This window comes from Marinimicrobium hydrolyticum, assembly GCF_030848505.1.
Taxonomy (GTDB): domain Bacteria; phylum Pseudomonadota; class Gammaproteobacteria; order Pseudomonadales; family Cellvibrionaceae; genus JAVDDU01.
Window position 1 is genome coordinate 308,564 of the sequence record NZ_JAVDDU010000004.1, and the last position, 24,508, is coordinate 333,071.

General features: G+C 53.6%; 20 protein-coding genes. 9 read left to right on the forward strand and 11 right to left on the reverse strand.

The annotated features are described in order from the left end of the window. Positions 1–7: 7 nt before the first annotated feature. The 4 genes from RBH33_RS09975 to mnmG all read right to left on the reverse strand — a co-directional run bounded on the left by RBH33_RS09975 (position 8) and on the right by mnmG (position 4,364). A complete protein-coding gene (locus tag RBH33_RS09975) occupies positions 8–907 on the reverse strand; it encodes a ParB/RepB/Spo0J family partition protein (RefSeq protein WP_306732033.1) in 900 nt (299 codons plus the stop codon). Between the two features lie 26 nt (positions 908–933). After that, positions 934–1,728, reverse strand: a complete 795-nt coding sequence (locus tag RBH33_RS09980; RefSeq protein ID WP_306732034.1) for a ParA family protein — start codon at positions 1,726–1,728, stop codon at positions 934–936. An 87-nt stretch (positions 1,729–1,815) separates the two neighbouring features. Next, positions 1,816–2,472, reverse strand: a complete 657-nt coding sequence (gene rsmG, locus RBH33_RS09985) for a 16S rRNA (guanine(527)-N(7))-methyltransferase RsmG (RefSeq protein ID WP_306732035.1) — start codon at positions 2,470–2,472, stop codon at positions 1,816–1,818. After that, positions 2,469–4,364, reverse strand: a complete 1,896-nt coding sequence (gene mnmG, locus RBH33_RS09990) for a tRNA uridine-5-carboxymethylaminomethyl(34) synthesis enzyme MnmG (RefSeq protein WP_306732036.1) — start codon at positions 4,362–4,364, stop codon at positions 2,469–2,471. The genes rsmG and mnmG overlap by 4 nt, the downstream gene beginning before the upstream one ends. Before the next feature lie 603 nt (positions 4,365–4,967). On the opposite strand from mnmG, the gene RBH33_RS09995 reads away from it, so the two are divergent. Beyond that, positions 4,968–5,504, forward strand: coding sequence for a DUF924 family protein (locus RBH33_RS09995; RefSeq protein WP_306732037.1), 537 nt, complete (start codon positions 4,968–4,970; stop codon positions 5,502–5,504). A 6-nt stretch (positions 5,505–5,510) separates the two neighbouring features. Here the strand turns inward: RBH33_RS09995 and mnmE are convergent, their stop codons facing one another. Genes mnmE through rpmH form a run of 5 tightly spaced genes read right to left on the reverse strand, consistent with a single transcriptional unit; the run spans position 5,511 to position 9,401 of the window. Next, positions 5,511–6,866, reverse strand: a complete 1,356-nt coding sequence (gene mnmE / locus RBH33_RS10000; protein ID WP_306732131.1) for a tRNA uridine-5-carboxymethylaminomethyl(34) synthesis GTPase MnmE — start codon at positions 6,864–6,866, stop codon at positions 5,511–5,513. Between the two features lie 20 nt (positions 6,867–6,886). Beyond that, positions 6,887–8,587, reverse strand: coding sequence for a membrane protein insertase YidC (gene yidC / locus RBH33_RS10005; protein ID WP_306732038.1), 1,701 nt, complete (start codon positions 8,585–8,587; stop codon positions 6,887–6,889). A 1-nt stretch (position 8,588) separates the two neighbouring features. Then, positions 8,589–8,837, reverse strand: coding sequence for a membrane protein insertion efficiency factor YidD (gene yidD / locus RBH33_RS10010; RefSeq protein WP_306732039.1), 249 nt, complete (start codon positions 8,835–8,837; stop codon positions 8,589–8,591). Positions 8,838–8,839: 2 nt separating this feature from the next. Continuing rightward, positions 8,840–9,229 (reverse strand): ribonuclease P protein component, encoded by a 390-nt coding sequence (rnpA, locus tag RBH33_RS10015; protein WP_306732040.1) that lies wholly within the window; start codon positions 9,227–9,229, stop codon positions 8,840–8,842. A gap of 37 nt (positions 9,230–9,266) precedes the next feature. Beyond that, entirely contained in the window at positions 9,267–9,401 is a 135-nt protein-coding gene (rpmH, locus tag RBH33_RS10020) for a 50S ribosomal protein L34 (protein WP_306732041.1), read from the reverse strand. A gap of 359 nt (positions 9,402–9,760) precedes the next feature. On the opposite strand from rpmH, the gene dnaA reads away from it, so the two are divergent. From dnaA to RBH33_RS10050, 6 genes are all read left to right on the forward strand, one after another. Continuing rightward, complete coding sequence (gene dnaA / locus RBH33_RS10025) at positions 9,761–11,227, forward strand: chromosomal replication initiator protein DnaA (protein ID WP_306732042.1); 1,467 nt, start codon at positions 9,761–9,763, stop codon at positions 11,225–11,227. Positions 11,228–11,298: 71 nt separating this feature from the next. After that, on the forward strand, positions 11,299–12,402 hold the full coding sequence (gene dnaN, locus RBH33_RS10030; protein ID WP_306732043.1) for a DNA polymerase III subunit beta: 1,104 nt from the start codon (positions 11,299–11,301) through the stop codon (positions 12,400–12,402). 34 nt (positions 12,403–12,436) lie between these two features. After that, positions 12,437–13,555: a DNA replication/repair protein RecF gene (gene recF, locus RBH33_RS10035; protein ID WP_306732044.1), complete on the forward strand. Its 1,119-nt coding sequence runs from the start codon at positions 12,437–12,439 to the stop codon at positions 13,553–13,555. A 17-nt stretch (positions 13,556–13,572) separates the two neighbouring features. Next, positions 13,573–15,993 (forward strand): DNA topoisomerase (ATP-hydrolyzing) subunit B, encoded by a 2,421-nt coding sequence (gene gyrB / locus RBH33_RS10040; protein ID WP_306732045.1) that lies wholly within the window; start codon positions 13,573–13,575, stop codon positions 15,991–15,993. Between the two features lie 252 nt (positions 15,994–16,245). Further along, a complete protein-coding gene (locus RBH33_RS10045; RefSeq protein ID WP_306732046.1) occupies positions 16,246–17,952 on the forward strand; it encodes a GMC oxidoreductase in 1,707 nt (568 codons plus the stop codon). Between the two features lies 1 nt (position 17,953). Continuing rightward, positions 17,954–18,538, forward strand: coding sequence for a gluconate 2-dehydrogenase subunit 3 family protein (locus RBH33_RS10050; protein ID WP_306732047.1), 585 nt, complete (start codon positions 17,954–17,956; stop codon positions 18,536–18,538). A 164-nt stretch (positions 18,539–18,702) separates the two neighbouring features. On the opposite strand, the gene RBH33_RS10055 is transcribed toward RBH33_RS10050, so the two are convergent. Further along, positions 18,703–20,112, reverse strand: a complete 1,410-nt coding sequence (locus RBH33_RS10055) for a cellulase family glycosylhydrolase (protein WP_306732048.1) — start codon at positions 20,110–20,112, stop codon at positions 18,703–18,705. Positions 20,113–20,590: 478 nt separating this feature from the next. On the opposite strand from RBH33_RS10055, the gene RBH33_RS10060 reads away from it, so the two are divergent. Further along, complete coding sequence (locus RBH33_RS10060; protein ID WP_306732049.1) at positions 20,591–21,853, forward strand: cellulase family glycosylhydrolase; 1,263 nt, start codon at positions 20,591–20,593, stop codon at positions 21,851–21,853. Between the two features lie 82 nt (positions 21,854–21,935). Here the strand turns inward: RBH33_RS10060 and RBH33_RS10065 are convergent, their stop codons facing one another. Then, the gene (locus RBH33_RS10065; RefSeq protein ID WP_306732050.1) at positions 21,936–23,060 is read right to left on the reverse strand and encodes a family 16 glycosylhydrolase; all 1,125 of its coding nucleotides are present in this window, start codon (positions 23,058–23,060) and stop codon (positions 21,936–21,938) included. Positions 23,061–23,331: 271 nt separating this feature from the next. Between RBH33_RS10065 and RBH33_RS10070 the strand changes: the two genes are divergently transcribed. Continuing rightward, positions 23,332–24,507 carry a helix-turn-helix domain-containing protein gene (locus RBH33_RS10070; protein ID WP_306732051.1) on the forward strand — a complete coding sequence of 392 codons (1,176 nt, stop codon included), beginning with the start codon at positions 23,332–23,334 and terminating at the stop codon, positions 24,505–24,507. Position 24,508: the final 1 nt, after the last annotated feature.

Genomic DNA, 24,508 nt, shown 5'->3' on the forward strand with positions numbered 1-24,508 from the left:
CGACTCCTTAGCGGATGTGGGCGAGGATGCCGTCTAATTCATCCAGGTTATTGTAGTTAATCACAAGCTTTCCCTTGCCCTTGGCGGTGTGCTGAATGGACACACCCGCACCCAATTTTTGGGAGAGATCTTCTTCCAAATGACGGATGTCCGCAGAGGGTGCTTCCGGGGTATTGATCTCCGGCTTGTTCTTGCGCTCCTGATAGTTGCGTACCAGTGTTTCCGTCTGGCGCACCGACAAACCTTTGGCGACAATTTGCCGGGCTATGTCCCGTTGCTCCAGTGGTTCCAGTGTGAGCAATGCTCGGGCGTGACCCATTTCCAAATCACCGTGCTCGAGCAGAGTTTTCACTTCGTCGCTCAATGCAATCAAACGCAGGAGGTTGGTGACAGTCGTGCGGGATTTTCCCACCGCCTGTGCCACTTCCTGATGGGTGAGCTCAAATTCATCCTGCAATCGCTTGAGCGCCATAGCCTCTTCGATGGGATTTAAATCTTCGCGCTGAATATTCTCGATCAGCGCCATGGCGATGGCGGCTTCATCCGGCACGTCGCGAATGACCGCGGGGATCTTGTCCAAGCCCGCCAACTGGGAGGCGCGCCAACGGCGCTCACCGGCAATGATTTCGTATCGGTCGTCGCCGATGGGACGCACCACAATGGGCTGCATCACGCCTTGGGCGCGAATAGACGAGGCCAGCTCTTCCAAAGCTTCCTGATGCATATCCCGCCGGGGCTGGTAGCGCCCGCGCTGTACCAGCTCTACGGGCAATTGCGCCAGACGGCCATCCTCCACAGCGGATTCAATCTCTTCCGGACTCGCCATAGGGTCTGGCGTTCGGGGTACGGCACCCGCCCCCAGCAATGCATCCAAGCCTTTCCCTAAACCTTTGCGCTTTCCCGCCATCTTCTGGACCTAGTCAGTAAAAATCGTTATTCAGCAGCCGCGGCTGCCTTGGTTTGTAATTCGTTGCGACGAAGAATTTCTCCGGCCAGCGCTAAGTAAGCGATGGCGCCCTTGGACTGGCGATCATAGCTGAGCACTGGCTCGCCAAAACTGGGCGCTTCCGCCAAACGCACATTGCGCGGCACGCAGGTACGGTACACCTTGTCACCAAAGTGTTGGGTCAGCTGCGCTGAGACGTCGTTGGTCAAGCTGTTGCGCGGGTCGTACATGGTGCGCAAGAGCCCTTCGATTTTCAGCTCTGGATTCACCCGTTCACGGATGCCTTCCAAAGTATTCATCAGCGCCGTCAAACCCTCCAGAGCGTAGTATTCACACTGCATGGGGATTATCACGCCATTGCACGCGGCGAGGGCGTTGACCGTGAGCATATTCAAGGACGGCGGGCAGTCGATAATAATGTAGTCGTAGTCGCCATTGACCTCGGTAAGCGCCTTGTGCAGCAACTTTTCTTTGCCGTCCAAATGCAGCATTTCCACTTCCGCGGCGGTCAGGTCGCCGTTGGCGGGCAACAGGTGGTATTTCCCGGCCTCGGAAATGGCCAGGCAATCTTTAACGCCAGCCCTCTGAGTTAAAACGTCGTAGACGGTTTTGTCCAACTCGCTTTTATCCACACCACTGCCCATGGTGGCGTTGCCCTGGGGATCCAGATCCACCAACAGCACACGTTTTTTGGTGGCCACCAGGGAGGCAGCCAGATTGACACAGGTGGTGGTTTTGCCAACCCCGCCTTTCTGGTTGGCAACCGCGTAAATTCGGGTCAAAGTTATTATCCTTCTGCCGTCGCCGGTGCATTGAGGAGCCCGCTATTGTGTGTCACTTAAGAAGCTGCGACAAGTGCGGGACGGGATTTAAGCTCGTTCGAGCGGCTGCAAAACAACCAGGTGACGCTCGCCCTCGGTTTCCGGAACGTTTAGTTTGTGGGTACTTACTATTCTATAGGTGGCCTCGATTTCCGCAAGCTCCTGGGCCGGATATTGGCCTTTCATGGCAAGAAACACGCCTTTAGGCGCCAGCAGATGGAAGCAATTGGACGTCATGTCCGCGAGACTGGCAAAGGCCCGACTCAGCACTACAGGGTACAAGGTCTTGGGTTGAAACGACTCGACCCGACGGTTCTCTACGCGCACATTCTCCAAACCCAGTTTGGTGACAACATGAAACAGAAACCGGGTTTTTTTGCCCGCACTGTCGAGCAGGGTAAATTGGCATTCGGGGAGCATAATCGCCAAGGGAATGCCCGGAAGGCCGCCGCCGGTACCCACGTCGATTGCAGACGCGGGGTTGAGCTCTCGTAACGTTTGAAGGACGCTTAAACTGTCCAACAGGTGTCGGCTGACCATGGCGCGTACATCCCGAACAGCCGACAAATTGTAAGCGTGATTCCACTTATCCAGCTCAGCCAAGTAGATCAACAGTTGATCTAGCTGCAACTCGGTGAGTGCCAAGCCCATTTCGGCAGCGCCCGCTTCCAAGGCGGGCCGGAGTGCTTCTACCGGATCACTCATGACGCGCGGCTGGTCTTCTGGCGCAAAAGACCCCGTTTTTTCAAGAAAATGAGCAGTAGTGACACCGCCGCCGGAGTGACACCGGGGACTCTTGACGCCCTGGCCAAGGTCGCCGGTCGCGCTTCCGTTAGTTTCTGTTTGACCTCGTTGGACAAACCCTCGACTCGGGAAAAGTCAAAGTCGTCGGGAATGGCCGTTTCCTCATAAGCTCTCAGCCGATCGATTTCACCCTGCTGGCGGTCGATATAGCCGGAGTATTTGGCGTCAATTTCAATCTGCTGGGCTACGCGAAGATCCTGCACGGCTACCCCTTTCAAGGGCGCTACATCACTGTACGTCAGTTCTGGACGCTTAAGCAGCTCGAACAGGTTGTATTCCCGGCTGAGCTTGGCCTCCATCTTGTTTTCCAACTGTAGCGCTTCCGGCGACCCGGCTTGTACCCAGGTGCTTTTCAAACGCTGCTGTTCCTGGGCTATAGCCTCGCGCTGTTCACAAAAAGTTCGCCAGTGATCGTCGGCAATCAAGCCTAGGTTTCGACCCTGTTCGGTAAGGCGCAAGTCCGCATTGTCTTCGCGCAGCAACAGCCGGTATTCCGCGCGGCTGGTAAACATACGGTAGGGTTCACTGGTACCGTGGGTAATCAGATCATCGACCAATACACCCAGGTAAGCCTGATCACGGCGAGGACACCAGGGCTCTTTTTCCTGCACGCGCAGTGCCGCGTTTACGCCCGCCAATAGACCTTGGGCGCCAGCCTCTTCGTAACCGGTGGTGCCATTAATTTGCCCAGCAAAGAAAAGCCCTTCAATGGCCTTGGTTTCCAGGTTGTACTGCAAATCCTGCGGGTTAAAAAAGTCGTATTCGATGGCGTAGCCCGGGCGGGTGATATGGGCATTTTCAAAGCCCTTGATGGACCGCACCAGGGCAATTTGCACGTCGAACGGCAAGCTAGTGGATATACCGTTAGGGTACAGCTCCGCGGTGTTTAATCCCTCGGGCTCGATAAACACCTGATGAGAGCTTTTGTCGGCAAACCGGTGAATTTTGTCTTCAATGGATGGGCAATAACGGGGCCCAACCCCTTCGATGACGCCGGAATACATGGGTGATCGATCCAGGCCGCCGCGAATGACATCATGAGTCTGTTCGTTGGTGTGGGTCACCCAGCAGCACACTTGGCGTGGATGCAGATCCTGGCTGCCGTGCACCGACATCACCGGCCGGGGCTCATCGCCCCATTGTTCCTGCAACTCACTAAAATCGACACTTTTGGCGTCAATGCGTGGGGGCGTGCCAGTTTTCAACCGATCCACGCGCAGCGGCAACTCTCGTAGTCGTTGCGCCAGCGCTTGTGCTGGTGGGTCGCCCGCGCGGCCACCTGCGTGGTTTTCCAGGCCGATGTGAATCCGGCCACCCAAAAAAGTGCCCGTGGTCAGCACCACCGAAGGCGCATGAAACTTCAGCCCCATTTGAGTCACAACACCGGTCACGCGGTTGCCTTCAACGATCAGATCGTCAGCAGCCTGTTGGAAAATCCACAGGTTGGGTTGTGATTCCAATACGCTCCGGATGGCCGCTTTGTACAGAGCCCGATCCGCTTGTGCTCGAGTAGCCCGGACAGCCGGACCTTTGCGGGAATTGAGTACTCGAAACTGGATGCCGGCGTGGTCTGTCGCCAACGCCATGGCGCCACCCAGAGCATCAATTTCCTTCACCAAATGGCTTTTGCCGATGCCGCCAATAGCGGGATTGCAGGACATCTGGCCCAAGGTGTCGATGTTATGGGTCAGCAACAGCGTTCGACAGCCCATTCGCGCTGACGCCAGGCACGCCTCGGTGCCGGCGTGGCCGCCGCCAATCACGATTACATCGAAGCGTTCCGGATAGTTCATGGTGTTGTCTCAAAACCGTCAGTGTTCAGGTGGTTGCCCAGCGACTGCAAAAAGCGAGCTGAGGCCCTAATCCCGAAAGGGCGAGCATTATAGGGTCAGAAGATCCATTTGTACAAAAGTTGCGCAAGCGAGTTTTTAGAGTTTTTTGTGTATACAAACGAATTAATAAATTAGTTTATTTAATGTATGTAAAGAATGATGTTGTTATTAAGTATATAGGCGCAAAAATCGTTGGATAAGTCTAATTTGTTTATATTTTTCAATGCCTTACAGACATAGTAAGTGGGTACTTCAAGGGTGTTCAAGCTGAACGCAAGCTGCCGGTAAGCTGCGGACAGAATGCCGAGTTATACAAAAAGGTCTCAAACGACAACTTATCCACATTTCTGTCCCGAAGTTATACGGTATCAAAACACACACTTAGGCACAGAAAAATAAATTTTTTAAGTAAAACAGGAATTTAGAGTATAAACCTGTGAATAAATGTGGATAAGTGTCCTAAGTGACGTCGCATGCCCGCTGCAATGTGTGGATAAGTTTGTACACATGAGCGGAAAATGGTACCCCTAAACCAGGCCGAGGGAATAAAGGAGAAGGGTAAAAATGATAGAAACAGTGCTGCATTTCTGGTTTTCAGAGCTAAAACCAGCTCAATGGTTTAAAAAAGACGCGTACATTGACCGGGTAATCGCTCGACGGTTTGGGTCTTTGTTGGAGGAAGTGGCGGCTTGCGAGCACTACAGTTGGCGGAAAAAGCCACGCGGGCGCTTGGCGGAAGTGCTTGTTTTAGACCAATTTTCCCGAAACATTCATCGGGGCACGGCGCGGGCTTTCGAGAACGATGCTCTAGGGCTCGCTTTAGCGCAGGAAGCCATAGCGGCGGGCGCTGATCAGTCGCTTAGGCCCGATCAGTTGAGTTTTCTCTATATGCCTTTCATGCACAGTGAGTCTCTGCGTATTCACGACCTGGCGGTGGAATTATTCAGTGCGCCGGGTCTGGAAGATAACCTGGAGTTTGAACTAAAACACCGGGCGATTATTGAGAGGTTTAGGCGTTATCCACACCGCAACGCCCTGTTGGGGAGGCCGTCAACGCCTGAGGAGGTGGAGTTTTTAAAGCAGCCGGGTTCGGGCTTTTAAGGGTTTTTACTTCCCGATGCAGAAGCTGCCAAAGATTCGGCCCAGCAGATCATCGGAGGTAAATTGCCCGGTAATTTCGCTCAGGGCCTCCTGAGCTTGGCGCAGGTCTTCGGCTAGGAGCTCTCCCGCCGCGTGTGACTGCAGTTGCGCTTGGCCAGCATCCAGGCTGATGCTGGCGCGCTCCAGAGCATCCAGATGACGGCGACGGGCGGTGAAGCCCCCTTGGCTCTGATTGTCGTAACCCATGAGTTGTTTCAGATGGGTTTTTAGCGCTTCTAAGCCTTCGCTGGTAACGGTTGATAAACCGATACAGACCGGGTGGGTTTCTGATCGGATACCCGCGGGTTCACCGGTTAGGTCGATTTTGTTGCGCACCAGAGTGATCTTGTCGGAGGGAAACCGGTTAACGAACTCTGGCCAAACTTCGGCTGGATCAAGGGACTCGGTTTCCCGGCCATCGACTAACAACAACAGCCGGTCGGCCCGTTGGATCTCTTCCCAGGCGCGAGCAATACCAATTTTCTCCACTTCATCGGGGCTGTCCCGTAAGCCCGCGGTGTCGATTATGTGCAGTGGCATGCCGTCGATATGAATGTGTTCACGCACCAAGTCGCGGGTGGTGCCCTCGATGCTGGTCACAATGGCACTGTCGCGGCCACTGAGGGCGTTCAGCAAGCTGGATTTGCCGGCGTTGGGGCGACCGGCGATCACCACATGCATACCGTCACGCATAAGCACGCCCTGACGGGCTTCAGCGAACACTTCATTCAAACGTTGTTTTATTTCCGCCAGATCGGTTGCGACTTTACCGTCGGTCAGAAAATCGATTTCCTCTTCGGGGAAGTCGATGGCCGCTTCTACATAGATGCGCAGTTGTATGAGCGCTTCCACCAGCTCCTGAATACGAACCGAGAAAGCGCCTTGCAGTGAGCGCAATGCGTTGCGGGCCGCTTGTTCAGTACCGGCGTCAATCAGATCAGCGATGGCTTCCGCTTGGGCTAAATCGAGCTTGTCATTCAGGAATGCTCGTTCTGAGAATTCACCTGGCCGTGCCAGGCGGACGCCCAACTGCGTGAGGTGTTGCAGTAGTAGGTCGAGAATAACAGGACCGCCGTGACCCTGGAGCTCCAGTACGTCTTCGCCGGTAAATGAGTTGGGGGAGGGAAAGTAGAGCGCAATGCCCTGGTCTAGAACTTGTCCGCTTTTATCCAGAAAGTCGCAGTAATGCGCGTGACGCGGCTTAAGGGTTTGTCCTACCAGGGGCAGACACAATTCTGGTACTCCGGGTCCGGACACTCGGACAATGCCAACGCCGCCGCGCCCCGGAGCGGTGGCGACGGCGGCAATGGTGTCTAGGGACATTGGCTTCAAACGGTGTTCACCTAAGTGGTTTTTGGCTTCCCTTCGTTTTCAATATTCCGGGTAATCACATACTGCTGAGCGATGGACAGCGCGTTGTTGGTTACCCAGTACAGTACCAGCCCCGCGGGGAAGAACAGGAACAGGAAGGTAAACACAATTGGCATCATCTGCATGATCTTCGCTTGTGTCGGATCCGGAGGCGTCGGGTTCAATTTGAACTGAATAAACATGGTCAGACCCATCAACAGGGGCAGGACGAAGTAGGGGTCACGCACCGAGAGATCCTGAATCCACAGGAAGAAAGGCGCATGGCGCAGTTCAACACTTTCCATCAGTACCCAGTACAGGGCGAGGAACACCGGCATCTGTACCAGAATGGGTAAACAGCCGCCCAATGGGTTCACTTTTTCCTTTTTATAAAGCTTCATCAGCTCCTGGGACATCTTCTGGCGGTCGTCACCATAGCGCTCTTTCAGCTCGGCCATCATGGGACTTAACTTGCGCATCTTGGCCATGGACCGGTAGCTGGTGGCGGATAGCTTAAAGAATGCTGCCTTAATAACTATTGTTAAAGCAATAATTGCAAGTCCCCAGTTGCCCAGGAAGCCGTGAATCCAGTTGAGGATAGTGAACAAGGGTTTGGCCAACCACCACAACCAACCGTAATCCACGGTCAGATCCAAATAAGGGGAAATCTCCGCCAAACGGTGGGTGTATTTAGGACCTGAATAGAAGCTGGCGCTGATCGTGCCTTGCTCGCCGGGGCCGATTCGGGTGCTGGGACTGGTGAACCCCATCAGGTACATATCCTGATTACCCAACTGGCGCAAATGATAGTTGTGGGTAGCGTCAGGGCTGGGCACCCAGGCACTGACAAAGTAGTGTTGAATCATGGCGACCCAGCCACCTTCGTGGGTGGTTTGGAAGCCGCCGTCGCGCATGTCACTGAAGCTGATGCGCTTGTAACGAGTATCCGCTGTGGTGAGGGCGGCACCGAGATAGGGGTTGAGGGCAAAGAGGCCACCAGGGCCGTCGCCGGCTTCGGAACTGTCTCTTTTGATTTGGCCGTACAAGCTCGCTTGCCAAGGTTGATCGGTTTGGTTATCAATCAGATAAACCACGTCAACCAAGTAATCGCCACGAGTGAAGATAAAACGCTTGGTAATATCCACGCCGTTTTGATTCAGGGTGAGATCCACTTGCAGTTGGTCTTCACCCTCTTCTAAACGGTATTCGGTAGCTTCGGCATTAAACACCGGCCGACCTTCCCGGGTATCGGTTCCATTGCGACCGACCAAGCCACTTTGGGATACATAGGTTTGAAAGTCGCTGTCATTGAGCATGACAAAGGGCACGTCGGGTCGATTTAGCTTGGCGTGGTGTTGCGGTAACGCCAAGTAGACAATGTCGCCACCGCGCAGATCGATATCCACCTCGAGAGTATCGGTAGTTACGCTAACAGTGCGGGCGTAAGCGGCACCTAGATCAATGTCTTGCTCCGGTACATCAAGTTGTTCATCGGGAGCGGTGGGCAACTCGCTCACGCCGCTGTCAGTAACATCGGGCAGTTCCCGCTCCGGTGACGGGGAAGTAGCGCGGCGTTCTGCGGCTGGCAGACGTTCCGCCGGTGCCACTGTTTCCTGGAAGTCAGTCCAGCGGATAATCAGTGTGAAGACTACGGCGCACATAGCCGCGATTAACATGGTTTTTTGCCAATCCATTTTATTTGCTGCCATCAGAGTGAGTTGAGTGCGAGGTCGTGTCGGGTACTAAGTCGATACCACCGCTGTGCCAGGGGTGGCATTTTAATAGCCGGCGCACGGTTAGATAAGCCCCTTTCCAAAACCCGTGGGTTTCGAGCGCTTCTTCCGCATAGTGGGAACAGGTGGGGTAAAAGCGGCATTGATTTCCCACCCAGGGACTGAGTAGGTAGCGATAAATGTGAATCAATTTGATTGCGAGCCAGCGCATAGCTATTCACCTTGAGCCGGAATGCCAGGGCGTTCTTTGTCGGCCCGGCGTTCGATTCGTTGCCACTGCTGGTTGAGCTGATGGTTCAGTTGCGGGTTGCTCAGCTCATCCATCCCTTTTCGGGCTATTACAATAACATCTAAGCCACACAGAGATTGTTGCCGCAAACGAAAAGTTTCCCGGATATGCCGCTTCAGTCGATTTCGTTCATGGGCGAGGCGTACATGCTTCTTTCCGATAATTAAACCCAACCGGGGTCGGTCTAACTGGTTGAAGCGGGCGAGAATCAAAAAATGATTGTGAGAAGCGCGGAAGGGGGCATTGTCGAACACCACCTTAAAGTCGCTAGAGGTAAGCAGTCGGAGCGATTTACCAAAGGCTAGGCTGGCCACTTAACTCTAGCAACTTGAAAGGGGCATGGCGAGGCTATCAAACAGCGAGCTGCTTGCGACCTTTAGCGCGACGACGAGCCAAAACGGCGCGGCCATTTTTGGTGGCCATCCGGGCGCGGAAACCATGAGCACGTTTGCGCTTCAAAATGCTGGGCTGAAATGTTCTTTTCATGGGGCTAACCTGCCGTTCAAATACACGAATTGGGCTTCACACTGAGTGTGAAAAGAGGCGGGATTCTAAAGAAAGTGGCCGGGTAAATCAATCGTTTTCTACCGGTTAAGGCGTGATTTCGGCAATTCGTGCCAGATACCGGCTTGTCACCAAGTTACAAATATGTTGTCCACAGGTTTATGCACAATTACTGATTAAAAAACACTCAGTTTTCCGGTCGAGTTTTGTGGGTAAAAGTCAAGTATCTTCATTTATAAGCTATTGAATTTAATGCGTTTTGTATCTAAATTATTTTTCCGTTCAACTGTGGATAACTGTGAAAGGTAAGGGTACACTAGGCGGCGTTTTTAAGAATAACGATGGAGGACCTGGTGTTGCCGCAGTCAGTATGGAAATTGTGCGCGTCGAGCCTACAGGATGAGCTGCCGTCCCAGCAGTTCAATACGTGGATTCGACCCCTACAAATTGACGATTCAGCGCAACCGGGAGAGCTGCGTTTGCTCGCACCCAATCGATTTGTATGTGATTGGGTGAATGAGAAGTTCTTACATCGTATTCGGGAGTTGGTCGAAAGCTTTCAAGCTGATAACGCCTTAAATGTGGTGGTAGGGACGGGCAAGTCTGCTCGACCCGCATTCACGCCTCAAGCTATAGAGAGGGAGGAGGCCAACGCTCACCAAGGGAGAGATCAGCGCATCGAGTCTGAGCCGTACCGAGAGTCAATGCACTCCGGTGCTCCTGCTGTTCAATCACCCCCTGCCCAGCCTCCCCAACAAATAGTGGAAGTGGAAGGGGCGCTAAAACACCGCAATAACCTCAACCGCTCGTTCAGTTTCGCCAGTTTTGTAGAAGGCAAATCCAACCAGCTCGGCTTGGCCGCCTCCCGGCAGGTAGCCGAGAATCCTGGTGGCTCGTACAACCCCCTCTTTATATATGGTGGTGTCGGTCTGGGCAAAACCCACCTGATGCAGGCCGTGGGTAATGAGATGGTCAATAAGAACCCCAACGCCAAAGTTATTTACCTGCATTCGGAGCGCTTTGTCGCCGATATGGTAAAGGCGTTGCAGTTGAACGCCATCAATGACTTCAAGCGCTATTACCGTTCTGTTGATGCGTTGTTAATTGATGACATTCAGTTCTTTGCCGGTAAAGAGCGTTCTCAGGAAGAGTTTTTCCACACCTTTAACTCGCTCCTTGAGGGTGGCCAACAAATTATCCTGACCTGCGATCGCTACCCCAAGGAAATCAACGGCTTGGAAGAGCGGTTGAAATCCCGCTTCGGGTGGGGTTTAACGGTTGCGGTGGAGCCCCCTGAGCTGGAAACCCGGGTGGCCATATTAATGAAGAAGGCGGAGCAGGTGGGCGCTGATTTACCCCCGGAAGCCGCGTTCTTCATCGCCCAACGGATTCGCTCTAATGTGCGCGAGCTCGAGGGTGCACTTAAGCGCGTTATCGCCAATGCTCAGTTTACTGGGCGGCCCATGGATGTGGATCTGGTGCGTGAGGCGCTGAAAGATCTGCTTGCCTTGCAGGACAAGCAGGTAGGCATTGATAATATCCAGCGCGTGGTGGGGGAGTACTACAAGATTAAGATGAACGACATGTTGTCCAAGCGGCGCAGTCGTTCCGTAGCCCGGCCGAGGCAAGTCGCCATGGCTTTGGCGAAGGAGCTAACCAACCACAGTCTGCCGGAAATTGGTGAAGCCTTCGGTGGCCGCGACCACACCACGGTCTTGCACGCGTGTCGGAAAATTAAGCAAATGCAGGAAGAAGACGCCGATATTCGCGAAGATATGAAGAATTTGCTGCGATCTCTCACCACTTAAGCACCAAAACGGATTACCATTAGAGCACAGTCCGGTGCTCAAACAGGAACCTTTACCAAAGAGACTCTCTCATGAAATTTGTCGTTTCCCGCGAAGCTTTGCTTAAGCCCCTTCAGTTGGTGTCCGGTGTGGTGGAGCGCCGCCAAACGCTGCCGGTGCTGTCCAATGTTCTCATGGTGTTGAACGATGATCAGTTGGCGCTTACCGGCACAGATTTGGAAGTTGAAATCGTCGGACGCTTGCAGCTGCCATTGCCCGGGGAATCCGGCGAATTGACCTTACCGGCGCGCAAGTTGCTGGATATTTGTAAGTCTCTGCCGGAAGGCTCCAATATCGAGTTCATTCAAGACGAACAGAGAATGTTGGTCAAAAGCGGCCGTAGTCGCTTTACGCTTTCCACGCTTCCCGCAGCGGACTTCCCTAACGTGGAAGACGGCCCAAGCGATCTGCAATTTAGCTGCGCTCAACAAGAGATTAAACGCCTGATTGAGCGTACCGCGTTCGCTATGGCCCAACAGGACGTGCGCTATTACCTGAATGGTATGTTGTGGGAGGTGCGGCCAGATCACTTACGTGTTGTGGCTACTGATGGGCACCGCATGGCGATGTGCACCCGGCCCATGATTGTGGATACTCAGGACACAGTGCAGGCAATCCTGCCCCGCAAAGGTGTGCTGGAATTGTCTCGCTTACTGGAGGATTCGGAGAAGGGCGTTGATGTTAGCCTGAGCGCTAATCATATTCGGTTGGGGACAGGTGACTACACCTTTACCTCTAAACTGGTGGACGGAAAATTCCCCGACTACGAGCGAGTATTACCACGAGGCGGTAACAAAGTGATATTTGGCGACCGCAGTGAGTTGAAACAGGCGTTCGCCCGTACATCCATCTTGTCCAACGAGAAGTACCGCGGCGTTCGGTTACTCCTGGGGGAGGGCACCTTGACGATGGTCGCCAATAACCCCGAGCAGGAAGAGGCGGAAGAGACGGTTTCCGTGGATTACAGCGGAGATGCTCTTGAGGTAGGCTTCAACGTCAGTTACCTGATGGATGTGGCTAATGTGATTACAAACGACAAGATCAAGATAACGCTCTCTGACGCCAACAGCAGTGCTCTTCTTGAAGAGCCGGAAAACGGCGACTCCCTTTACGTGGTTATGCCCATGCGCCTTTAAGGCGCGGGCATAAGTCACGATACCTTCCGGTCGTATGACCTTAAAACGCCTTTCTATTCAAAACCTTCGCAATCTGCAGGCGGTGGACTTAGAGCCATCGCCACGCATAAACCTGTTGTATGGAGAAAACGGGTCCGGTAAGACCAGTGTGCTTGAAGCCATACATAGTCTGGCGTTGGGCCGATCCTTTCGCAGCCACAAACACAAACCATTGATCCGTCATGGGCAAGAGGCATTTACCGTATTCGGTCGGGTGTCCAGCCGGGGCGCGGACATTCCACTGGGAGTACACCGCCAAAAAGACGGTCAATCCAGCTTTAAGGCCAATGGGATACAGGTTTCCTCCATTGCGGAGCTGGCCAGTTACTTGCCGGTGCAGGTCATTAACTCCGACAGTTTCCAGTTGTTGGAGGGCAGCCCAAAGGTTCGTCGGCAGTTTATTGATTGGTTGGTGTTTCACGTGGAACCACAATTTTTTGGGGTGTGGAAGGGCGCTCAGCGCTGTCTAAAACACCGCAATGCACTGCTCCGACGTGATAGAATAGATCGCTCTGAATTGGCCGTATGGGACCGGGAGCTGCTTACCCTAAGTGAGGCCCTCCATCAGTACCGAAGTCAGTCAGTAGCGCAGTTTAGGGCCGTTTTCCTTGAACTCCTTGAGAGCTTCGTTCGGATACCGGGGGTAGAGCTTAATTACTTTCGGGGCTGGGATAGGGAGCGAAGCTACGAAGAAGTACTGAAAGCCAATTTTGAGAAGGACTTTCAGCAGGGGTACACCCACAGCGGATGCCATCGGGCTGACTTAAGAATAACGGTAAACGGCCAACCCGCAGGTGAAGTGTTGTCCCGAGGCCAACAGAAGCTGGTGGTTTGCGCGCTAAAAGTGTCCCAAGCTTACGTATTTGCGAACACGACTGGGAACCGCTGCGTTTACCTGGTCGATGATTTACCCGCCGAGTTGGATCAACATCACCGAGCACGGCTGGTGGACTGGTTGGAAAAATTGGGCGGACAAGTGTTTATCACTGGGGTAGAGCGCGAAGCGCTGCTGGCGGACTGGCTAGACCGACCCCATTTAGCCCGAAAAGTGTTTCACGTGGAACAGGGTGAGCTTAAAGCCGTCGACGAAACGTCGTCCGCGGCCAACGAATAACATCGATGGAGCAATCTATGTCTGAAGAACAGAACTACGACTCGTCCAGCATTAAGGTCCTTAAAGGGCTGGATGCGGTGCGCAAACGGCCGGGCATGTACATCGGGGACACCGATGACGGTTCCGGTTTGCACCATATGGTGTTCGAGATTGTTGATAACTCCATCGATGAATCCCTGGCCGGACACTGTACCGAAATCCGTGTAGTCATCCACCCTGACGAAACCATCACCGTTTCCGACAACGGCCGGGGTATCCCTACGGAAATGCACGAAGAGGGCGTCTCTGCCGCTGAAGTAATTATGACCGTACTTCACGCGGGTGGTAAGTTTGACGATAACAGTTACAAGGTATCCGGCGGCCTGCACGGTGTAGGTATCTCGGTAGTGAACGCCTTGTCCGAACACCTAAAATTGACCATCCGCCGGGCTGGGCAGGTGTACGAACAAGATTATGTCCACGGCGTACCCCAGGCTCCTCTGGCGGTTGTGGGAGAAACCAGTAAGACGGGCACCGACATTCAATTCAAGCCGTCAAAAGAAACTTTCACCAATATCGAATTTGAATACGACATCCTGGCCAAGCGCTTGCGGGAGTTGTCATTCCTTAACTCTGGCGTGCGCATTGTCCTGAAGGATGAGCGTAGCGCCAAAGAGGAGGTTTACCAATACGAAGGTGGCCTTAAAGCGTTTGTTGAACACCTAAACAAGAACAAAACCCCCATCAACAAGACCGTCCATATATTGGCGTCAGACCGCCCAGACGGTATTGGGGTAGAAGTGGCTCTACAGTGGAATGATTCCTTCCAGGAAAACCTCTACTGCTACACCAACAATATTCCCCAGCGCGATGGCGGAACCCACTTGGCGGGCTTCCGCGCCGCTTTGACCCGTACGCTGAACGGATACATTGAAAAGGAAGGCTTGGCCGCCAAAGCCAAGGTAAACACCACCGGCGACGACGCTCGGGAAGGCCTTACGGCCATCATTTCCGTGAAAGTGCCTGATCCAAAATTCTCCTCACAGACCAAAGATAAACTGGTGTCTTCCGAGGTGAAAACCGCGGTAGAGCAGGAGATGTACCAGATCTTTGGCGAGTATTTGCTGGAAAACCCCTCGGAAGCGAAAACCATCGTCAACAAAATGATTGATGCCGCTCGCGCCCGGGAAGCCGCTCGCAAGGCTCGGGATATGACCCGCCGCAAAGGTGCCCTGGATATCGCTGGCCTGCCGGGCAAACTGGCCGATTGTCAGGAGAAGGATCCGGCGCTGTCTGAAGTTTACCTGGTGGAGGGTGACTCCGCCGGTGGTTCCGCCAAACAGGGTCGGGCCCGGAAAACTCAGGCCATTCTGCCGTTGAAAGGTAAAATCCTGAACGTGGAAAAAGCCCGATTCGACAAAATGCTATCCAGCGCTGAAGTGGGCACCCTCATTACCGCGTTGGGGTGCGGTATCGGCAAAGAAGAATTTAACCCGGAAAAACTTCGCTACCACAGTATCATTATCATGACGGATGCGGACGTGGATGGGTCTCACATCCGTACGCTTCTGCTGACCTTCTTCTTCCGTCAAATGCGCGAGCTCATTGAGCGTGGTCATGTGTTTATTGCCCAGCCGCCGCTGTACAAGATCAGCAAGGGCAAGCAGGAGCAATACCTGAAAGACGAAGAAGCCTTGACCTCATTCCTGACTCAAGCCGCTTTGGAAGGTGCCAGCTTGCATGTCAACGCTGACGCGCCTGGTCTCAGCGGTACGGCCCTGGAGCAATTGGTCAACGAATACCGCGCGGTAATGAACACCATCCAGCGCCTGTCGCGCCTGTATCCGGAAGAAATTCTGGATCAAATGATCTACTTGCCTTCCCTTCGTCCAGAACACCTGAGCGACCAGGGCCATATGCAGCAGTGGTGTGACCAGCTTCTTGCGCGCTTGAGCCTGGACGCACGCGCGGGTAGCCAGCGCTATATCATTACAGTGCGCGAGGACACCGAACGGCACCTGTTCCTGCCGCAGATTGAAATCATCGCCAACGGGCTCTCTACTCAATACCCGTTCACCCATGAGTTCTTCCAATCCGGTGAGTATCAGGCCATCGTGAATTTGGGGGAGAAAATTGTAAATCTGCTGGAAGAGGGCGCCTACGTCCAGCGCGGAGAGCGCAAAAACCCGGTATCCAGCTTCGATCAAGCGTTGAGTTGGTTGATGAAGGAGTCTCGCAAGGGCTATAACATTCAGCGCTACAAAGGTTTGGGTGAAATGAATCCGGAGCAGTTGTGGGATACCACCATGAATCCAGAAACCCGGCGCATGCTACGTGTGAATATCCACGATGCCATCGCGGCCGATCAGATCTTCACCACCCTTATGGGTGACCATGTGGAGCCGCGTCGGGAGTTCATCGAAACCAACGCGTTGGCGGTAGCAAACCTGGATATATAACCAGTATCCTTATCGGTGACTAGATAAGTGGTCACTGAGCTCGACAATGGTGGGGTATCGGTCGGTTTGCCGAGTTACCCCGCCATACTTTCACTACTCAGTTTGCCGAATAGGCCAAGGGCATCAAAACGGCTCTTAGAGCCTGTATCCTATCGCGACGGGCACAAAAGTTGCGTCGGTCCCTTCACGTCAATCCTATGATAATAGTATGGTGGTCATCTCGATTAACAAATCTCAATAAGCATAAATAATATGTCCTATTTAAACATCAAGGCCGACAAAACCATTACCTACGATGCCATCGTCATCGGCTCCGGCATCAGCGGTGGCTGGGCGGCGAAGGAATTGTGCGAAGGTGGTTTACAAACTCTGGTGCTGGAGCGGGGCCGAATCGTCGAGCACCAAAAGGACTACCCTACGACGTTTGACGACCCCTGGGACATGGAGCTGCGCGGCGGACTTACGCCCGAAGAGCGGGAAAAGCACAAATACGCGGCTCGCGCGGGATTTGTAGGAGCAACCAACAAGCATTTTTTCGCCGACGATCAAGCCAACCCTTATACCGAAACCAAGCCCTTTACCTGGGTCAGGGGGCACCAAATGGGCGGGCGATCACTGGTGTGGGGGCGCCAGACCTATCGCTGGAGCGACTTGGACTTTGAAGCCAACGCCAAAGACGGCTTCGGTGTGGACTGGCCGATTCGCTACAAAGATCTGGAGCCCTGGTACGACTACGTTGAAACATTCGCGGGTATCAGCGGGGAGCCTTTAGGCCTACCGCATTTGCCCGATAGCCAGTTCCTGCCCCCCATGGAATTGAACTGTCTTGAGAAGCACGTGAAAAAGCGTTTGGAAAAGCAGTACCCGGGCCGATACCTCACCATTGGCAGAGTTGCCCACGCAACAAAAGCGATTAACGGAAGAGGACCCTGTCAATTTTTTAATCGTTGCGATCGTGGCTGCCCCTTCGGTGCCTATTTCAGCAGCAATGCCGTCACTCTGCCCGCTGCCGGTGCCACAGGTAAACTCACTCTGCGCCCCCACTCCGTCGTTCACTCGATTATCTACGACGACAGCCAGGGCAAAGCCACGGGTGTGCGAGTCATTGATGCAGAGACACACGAGGTAATTGAGTACAAGGCCCGTATCATTTTCTGCAATGCCTCGGCCCTGGGCAGCACACAAATTTTATTGCATTCAACTTCGGACCGTTTCCCCAACGGACTGGGTAATGACAGCGGCGAGCTGGGCCACAACCTGATGGACCACACCTATCGCGTGGGCGCCATGGGCCGCTTTGATGGTTTTGAGGATCAATACTACTCGGGTCGGCGGCCCAACGGGATCTATATTCCCCGCTACGTCAACTTGGATGAAGCAACCGCCACTGACAAGTTTTTGCGTGGCTTCGGTTACCAGGGCGGCGCCTACCGAGAAAACTGGTCGGCAGGCACTAACGAGCCAGAATTCGGCGCCGACTTTAAGGACAGCCTGTTCAAACCTGGTGATTGGCGCTTCTTTATTACCGGCTTTGGGGAATGCTTGCCCTACCACGACAACAAGGTAAGCCTGGACCAGGATACCCTCGATGCCTGGGGCTTACCGGTTTTGAATATTGATTGTGAATTTAAGGACAACGAAAAGGCCATCAATCGACAAATACGCGCGGATGCAGCGGACATGTTGGAGACCCTGGGCTTTAAAGATATTGTCGACTTTGATAACGAGCATGTTCCCGGCCATGGGGTCCACGAAATGGGCACCGCACGCATGGGCCGCGACCCCGACACTTCGGTGCTTAATGGCACCAATCAGGTTCACGCAGTCCCGAATGTGTTTGTTTCCGACGGCGCCTGCATGACGTCGTCGTCCTGCGTCAATCCTTCCCTAACCTATATGGCCATCACTGCCCGGGCGGCCAACTATGCGGTTGCTGAACTCAAGAAGGGAAATCTTTGATATGAACCGAAGAGACGCTTTAAAACAAACGATCTTCTTTGGCGGCCTCGCCCTTTCCGCGCCGACGTTGATGTCCGTGCTGACTGCCTGCGGCCGAAGCGACGGAACACCCGCTACCTTAAACCAGAAGCAGGCCAACACCATTGCCGAATTGGTAGACACGATACTCCCAGCCACCGACACACCTGGCGCAAAGGAACTCAAGGTAGATGTGTTTATCGGTCGGGTCATTGACCGGATGATGCCGCCTGCTGAGCAAGAGGCGATGCGCCACGCTGTCGACCGGTTTAACGGACGTGCCCGGGAGCGATTTGGCAAAGATTACCCCGAGCTGAGTCAAACGCAGCGCCAACAGATGCTGGAACAAGAAGAGCGAGACTCGGGCACTTACAACCCGCAGATCTGGGGCGGCACGATTGGCGAACAGAAGCCCGTTGGGTTTTACCGCCAGTTAAAATCCCTGGCGCTCTGGGGTTATTTTTCCTCTGAATATATCGGCAAAAATGTCCTTATTTATGACTTAGTGCCGGGTGAACAAAAAGGCTGTATTCCGCTTTCGCAGGTGGGGAATAGCTGGAGCCTGTGACCAGCTGCGGTTGTTGTCGTAGCTGGCGTCGGACGAGTATTTCTCGGTTTCCCCAAGGCCAGCCATTTGTGGCGCAAACACTTTGCCGAAGCAATCAAACAAGGTTCCGGTTTGTTTATTCTGCGCCCAAAATGGCTGCCTTCCCGAAGTTTTAAACCTAGCGATCAGGGGTTGGGTGCCACCAGCACATCTTTCTCATCTCCCCAAGTGCGTGCCTCGCGGTCGTAACTGCTAAAGGAGCCGCCGTCGTCCCAGAAACTGGCCGCTATGCCGTGGCCGATGGCGAGAGTCACGTGATGGTGCAAGTAATCCAGCCGATCCTGATGATTGCAGACATTGTCCGGGGCCGTAAAGTCGTACTTAGCGGCTCCGAATTCGTTGACCATTAGCGGTATGCCCTTATCCTCCGACCAGTTGGCCGCACGTTGGTAGATTGCTGTCAGCTCGTCAATGTCTTGTTGGCTCCCCCAGCGGCGTGTGCACTGCCCGGCAAACTCCCAGGGGTCATAGGAGTGGAAATTGCCAATCAAAAAATCATCGTCGGGTACGGCCAACGTATCCAGAGTGGCGATGCCGCTGTAGTCTTCGCCGGCTATCACCACCAGGCGCTCGGGGTTGGAGGCGCGGATTATTTCCAAGACTCGTGCGTTCAAGCTATTAACTTGAGATGCCGTCATACCCACGGGCTCATTAAGAATTTCAAATATTAAGCGCGCGGATTTGTCTTGGAATCGGGTCGCGACTTGAGTCCATAAAGCATCAAAACGATCTCTGTTGGCACTGGTGTAATTGTCCTTCAGCCAACTCTCATGGTGCGCGTTCAGGATAACGAAGTAGCCTTGTTCGAGCGCCCAGTCCACCACTTCCTCGGTTCGATCCATCCGCTCGTCGGTGACCTTGTAAGGTTCACTGTTTGAAATGTGATTACCCCATGTCACCGGAATGCGCACGTGCAGGAAACCGGCCTCTCGAAAATCTTCCAGATGATGCTTTTGGGCCGGTGATGCCCAGGCGCCTTCACTGGGTGCATCCAAGGTATTGCCGAGGTTGATGCCGATGCCCATGGCTTGGACAGTGCTGTGCGGCTCGAGAACGAGCGCTTCGTCGTAAGCAAAGTCCACATAGTCCAGTGCTGAAACGCCGCCGGTAATTTCTAATCGCAGGATTTGCGGTCCGTCACTCAGATAGATGCCTGACGTGTGAACGTAACGCCAATCGCTTGAGTCCCCAGCGGCTACGCTTACTTGGGAATTACTCAGTACGCGGCCATCAACAGACAGCCGATAACCCGCTCCTGATTCACTAGGCAGTACCCGATAGGCCAAACCATAGTGGCCTGAACGGGCCACATTTACGCTGTATTCCAAATAGTCACCGGCTTCCAGCTGATTGACGAAATAGCCGTTAGAGTTGGCTTCATCGGCACTGATATTCACGCCGGCGTCTCGGTAGCCACCACCGCCGTTGTCTGCATTGGTGGAGTAAGACCCTGAACAACCATCAAAATCCTCCGCCTCGATGCGGCTGTTTTGAATGCCGATGGTTACGCCGTCTTCTTGGAGAAAGCCGCACAAATCCGGTCCCGCTGCACTAGAGCTACTGCTGGATGAGCTTGATGAATCCGACGATGATGAAGAGGGCGGAGGTGGGGTTCCATTGGTGCTACCGCAGCCTGCCAGGAAGACCATACTCGCTACTAGGCCCGCCTTAAGAGCCGCATTCAGTGGTTGGAGAAGTGGCATATCATTTACCTATTATGTGAATTTTACTGTCATATATTCCCACATAAACAAAGAGTCAGCGACCGACGGGCCGACAAAGCTGAACTTCGGTCGGTCCGAGGTTACGTAAAGCGAGTTCGGACCCTAGCTGACAAGGCGCGTAGACAGAGGGTTGCTCATACACACCTCTGATTCCGGTTCCGAAGTCGCAATCGTCACTGTTGTCGCTATACTGGCACAGGCTACACGGTTTACCCGTTTCGCCATCTTCACGATTGGATGCGGGACGCATCTAATAAAACAAAAGAGGCTGACTACTATGGTGATATCCATGCATAAACTAACAGCACTTCTGGTGTTATTCGTGATGACGGCGTGCACGACGACTCCCTCCGAAACGACGCTACATGTGCGGGATGGACACCTGTACACCGCCGCCGGTGAAAAATTTGTTATGCGTGGGTTCAACGAAATGTTTGTCTGGTCAGAGGATCCGAGCGGTGAGCGACTGATCCCACAAATAGATCAGTCCGGCGCAAACGCCGTGCGCCTCGTCTGGGATCACAACTTCAACACCGCGGATCTGGAAACACTGATCGATCTGACGGTCGAGCACAAGATGGTGGCCATACCGGAATGTCACAATGCCACGGGGAAATGGGATGACGCCTTACAAGCCTGCATCGATTTTTGGAACAACCCGCACCTGATAGAGAAGGTCGAGTCTCATAAACAGTGGACCATCGTTAACATCGCCAATGAGGCGGGTGGCCACTCTATTACGGACGAACAATTTATCGAAGCGTACAGTGACGCCATTGCGTCCCTTAGGCGCTGGGGCTACACCGTACCCATTATGATTGACGCTGCGGTTTGGGGTCAGGATGTTGATCAGCTACTACGCGTTGGCCCCGAGTTGTCTAAACAGGATCCGCTGGAGAATGTAATTTTCTCGACACACTCTTATTGGTCTGCGGAAGTTGCCGTGGAAAACTACAAGAAGGTCGCTATCACCGCTAAGGAAAAAGGTCTGGCGATGATCGTGGGCGAAGGGCCTTCGGTCACCCGCGTCGGCCAGTGTGATGACCCTGAACCGTTACCTTATTTAGAAGGCATGGAGCTTCTGCACATTCATGAAGCCGGATGGTTGAACTGGTCCTGGGGTGGATTGAAAAACGGCGACTGTGACGACTTCCGCTATTTCGATATCACCGACGGTGGCCAATTCGGTCAATGGTTGCATCGCCCTGGCGCCAATATAGTGGCACTCAGTCCGTACAGTGTGATGCGTACGTCTGAACGGCCAGTGTCTTTTTACGACGACGGGAGAGTGGCTGTATCAGGCGCTTACCTGCATATTCATGAACGGGAAATCCCGCTTGGCGAGCATACCAACTTTGAAGTGATCATCGCCCCCGCCAACGCGCACAATACAAACTACACGTTAAGTATTACCGAAGGCACGGACATTGTTCGCGCCGATAGAGAAACCGGTACTCTGTATGGCCTCAGTCCCGGTTCGGCCGAAATTACCGTGATAACTGAGGATGGTCAGATGAGATGGTCTGTGCCGGTTACTGTCCTTGAAGAATAGCTGGATCGACTAAGCGCCCTAAGCTGTGCCTCCCGGGTTCGAACCCTCGCAAGTTTCGAACCCGGGTTAGCGGTGTGGGGTGCTACTCGTTTTTGAACCAGAACTCGGAAATGTTGGTAGCGCCTTGAGTCATTACAATATAGATGTCATGAACACCTTGTGCGCCGGTGTTTAGTGACGGTGTACCGTTCCACTGATAATCACCCCAGCCGCCTGTGGATGAATAATTTACCGTGCCAATAGTGGTACCGTTGGGGCTCCCCAAGCGTATTTCAAAACTACCGCTGACGGTGGTTGCATGGCTGACTGCAAAGGCGTTGTAACCGCTGGACAGATCCACATTGTCGAAACGAATCCACTGGCCGGCGTCGAAGCTGCCCACGCCACACTCCCAGGTGGCCACGCCGCTGGACGCTGCGTTGCGATCGCAAGCTCGAAGCTGAAAATCTGCACCGGGAGAACCCCCATTGGCTTCATAAGGGGTAAACCTCACCCATTCGTACACCGCCTGTGCTTCCTGCCCATAGTAAGGGCCAGTCCACTCATCCAGGCCGTAGGTATTCCAAATATTCATCATGATCTTACTGGGGCTGGACGGGATGTTCTCAGTTGCGGTAGCGACCAACTGGCCGTTGACGTACCAATTAATATAATTTTCATGCCACTCGAAAGCGTAGGTGTTAAAGCTATCGGCAGCATTAAATCCCAGCTGGTGAACGATTTCATTGCCACCGACGCCATTGGTGTAATAGTTAAATTGAACTTGGGAGGTGTCGTTACCCAAAAATTCAATGTCGATTTCATCCCAGGGAGCACCTCCGTAGTAGGGCCCGGTATAGGTAAAGAACGAAGAAACCACACCGGAGACCGGAGCCGGTCGCATCGACACTTCATACAGGCCGTAGCCGAAAAATTCATGCGTGGCGTACTCGGCGCAATCGTATTGATAGGGCGCCTGGTGCGACGTGTTGGAGGCCAGAGACAGTGTCATCTGCCCGCCGGAAAATCCGACTCGGTCATTGCTCCAATAGCAACCAAAAAAAGCATCGTTGTTTTTATAACCGTCGGCGATCAACCAATTGTTACTGTCATGGTTGTTAAACGGTGCCCAGAGTGGGTCTTCGCGCGCGGGATTGTGGGCGAAGGCGCTACTGGCAGCGAGGGAGGCATACACAAACAAGGTCAGGAGTGCAGTTGTTATTTTCATCGGCTCAATTCCATGGTTGGTTGGTCAGGGGCGGCCACCTGGATGGGGCCGTTGGCTTGGCGCCACCGGGAAGCTTCCGCTAAGATGCACTAGGGCACCTCTGACAGTGGCACTGCCGACCCTAACCGCTGGGCCCGCTGGTACTCGACCGAGGATCCTACCAATCCGAAGTTGGCACGTCCGAGCAGCGGAAGCCTAACTTCGGACTCTGGATTGAAGCGCGCAGGGCACGCGGGAATAATCACAATAATGAACGGGGTCTTGAACACCTGTGAATACGCTGACTCACGACACATTGTTATTCAATGTCCACGATCTGATTCTACTGATGGCGGTTGGCCAGTACCTGTTACTGGCGGTATTGCTGCAGTTCACGCGCCGCAGTGCTGACTACTCCACTTATTTGTTAATCAGCATTCTCCTGGTTACGGCGATTCAGGCTTTGGACACGCTGGTTACCTGGAGCGACCCCCTGCGTCACTTACTGCTCGACTGGCACCCGAGTCTGCTTTTCTTGGGGAGCTTCAGCTATTGGCTGCTGGGCCCTTTGTTGTACTGGTATGTGGCTAGCGTGTTGTATCGAGGGTTTCACTTTCGACCGTTGGATCTTTTGCATCTGGTTCCCACGCTGCTGGTCGGAATACTGTTAATTTGGAACTACTACCGCCTCCCCACGACAGAACAGATAAACCTGATGTGGGATATGAGTTTCATGTGGTCGCCTCTGATGTCCCGACTAGTGTCCGGCTGGCATATCAGCGTCATCGCTTACGGTTGCTGGTGTTTGGTTCTGTTGTGGCGCTACCACCGGGAACTGCATCAGGTTTACGCTAATGTGGAGCAACGGGAGCGCATGTGGTTGGTGTGGATCGTCGCTGGCTTTGTGCTTATCGCTGCTTGGCGGCTACTGGTGCATGTAATCGGCGACGCCCTGAGCGCAGGTATTTCCAACGCGATGGGAATTGTCAGCAACTACATTATGTTTTTATTCGTGAACTCGCTGGTGTTCATCAGCATTCGCTACACCCACTTGTTCGGAGGCTTGAATTCCCTAAAAGGCGAAAGTGATGCTACTGCGGAGTTTACCCCTGAGCAGATTCAGCGAGTGGAGCGGCTTATGCAAACGGAGCGCGCCTACCTGGAGCCGGACGTTACCATTGAGTCATTGGCAAAGCGTCTTTCGCTACCGGAGCGGACACTGTCGCGCATCCTCAATCAGCATTTTGGCAAAAACTTTTTCGAGTTCATTAACAGCTACCGGGTGGAGGATGCCAAGCGCTTACTGACTGATCCTGACTATCAGACTTGGACCATGTTGGAGGTTCTGGCCGAAGCCGGTTTTACCAGTAAGTCCACCTTTAACGCTATTTTTAAAAAACAAGTAGGGCAAACACCCTCCCAATACCGACAGAATGCAATGAAGAACCCGACGCCAGCGGATTTCTAGT

Coding starts and splice junctions, on each gene's coding strand:
- RBH33_RS09975 (WP_306732033.1), bottom strand. CDS start 907: ATGGCGGGAAAGCGCAAAGGTTTAGGGAAAGGCTTGGATGCATTGCTG.
- rsmG (WP_306732035.1), bottom strand. CDS start 2,472: ATGAGTGATCCGGTAGAAGCACTCCGGCCCGCCTTGGAAGCGGGCGCT.
- mnmG (WP_306732036.1), bottom strand. CDS start 4,364: ATGAACTATCCGGAACGCTTCGATGTAATCGTGATTGGCGGCGGCCAC.
- RBH33_RS09995 (WP_306732037.1), top strand. CDS start 4,968: ATGATAGAAACAGTGCTGCATTTCTGGTTTTCAGAGCTAAAACCAGCT.
- mnmE (WP_306732131.1), bottom strand. CDS start 6,866: ATGTCCCTAGACACCATTGCCGCCGTCGCCACCGCTCCGGGGCGCGGC.
- yidC (WP_306732038.1), bottom strand. CDS start 8,587: ATGGATTGGCAAAAAACCATGTTAATCGCGGCTATGTGCGCCGTAGTC.
- yidD (WP_306732039.1), bottom strand. CDS start 8,837: ATGCGCTGGCTCGCAATCAAATTGATTCACATTTATCGCTACCTACTC.
- rpmH (WP_306732041.1), bottom strand. CDS start 9,401: ATGAAAAGAACATTTCAGCCCAGCATTTTGAAGCGCAAACGTGCTCAT.
- dnaA (WP_306732042.1), top strand. CDS start 9,761: ATGGAGGACCTGGTGTTGCCGCAGTCAGTATGGAAATTGTGCGCGTCG.
- dnaN (WP_306732043.1), top strand. CDS start 11,299: ATGAAATTTGTCGTTTCCCGCGAAGCTTTGCTTAAGCCCCTTCAGTTG.
- recF (WP_306732044.1), top strand. CDS start 12,437: ATGACCTTAAAACGCCTTTCTATTCAAAACCTTCGCAATCTGCAGGCG.
- gyrB (WP_306732045.1), top strand. CDS start 13,573: ATGTCTGAAGAACAGAACTACGACTCGTCCAGCATTAAGGTCCTTAAA.
- RBH33_RS10045 (WP_306732046.1), top strand. CDS start 16,246: ATGTCCTATTTAAACATCAAGGCCGACAAAACCATTACCTACGATGCC.
- RBH33_RS10050 (WP_306732047.1), top strand. CDS start 17,954: ATGAACCGAAGAGACGCTTTAAAACAAACGATCTTCTTTGGCGGCCTC.
- RBH33_RS10060 (WP_306732049.1), top strand. CDS start 20,591: ATGCATAAACTAACAGCACTTCTGGTGTTATTCGTGATGACGGCGTGC.
- RBH33_RS10065 (WP_306732050.1), bottom strand. CDS start 23,060: ATGAAAATAACAACTGCACTCCTGACCTTGTTTGTGTATGCCTCCCTC.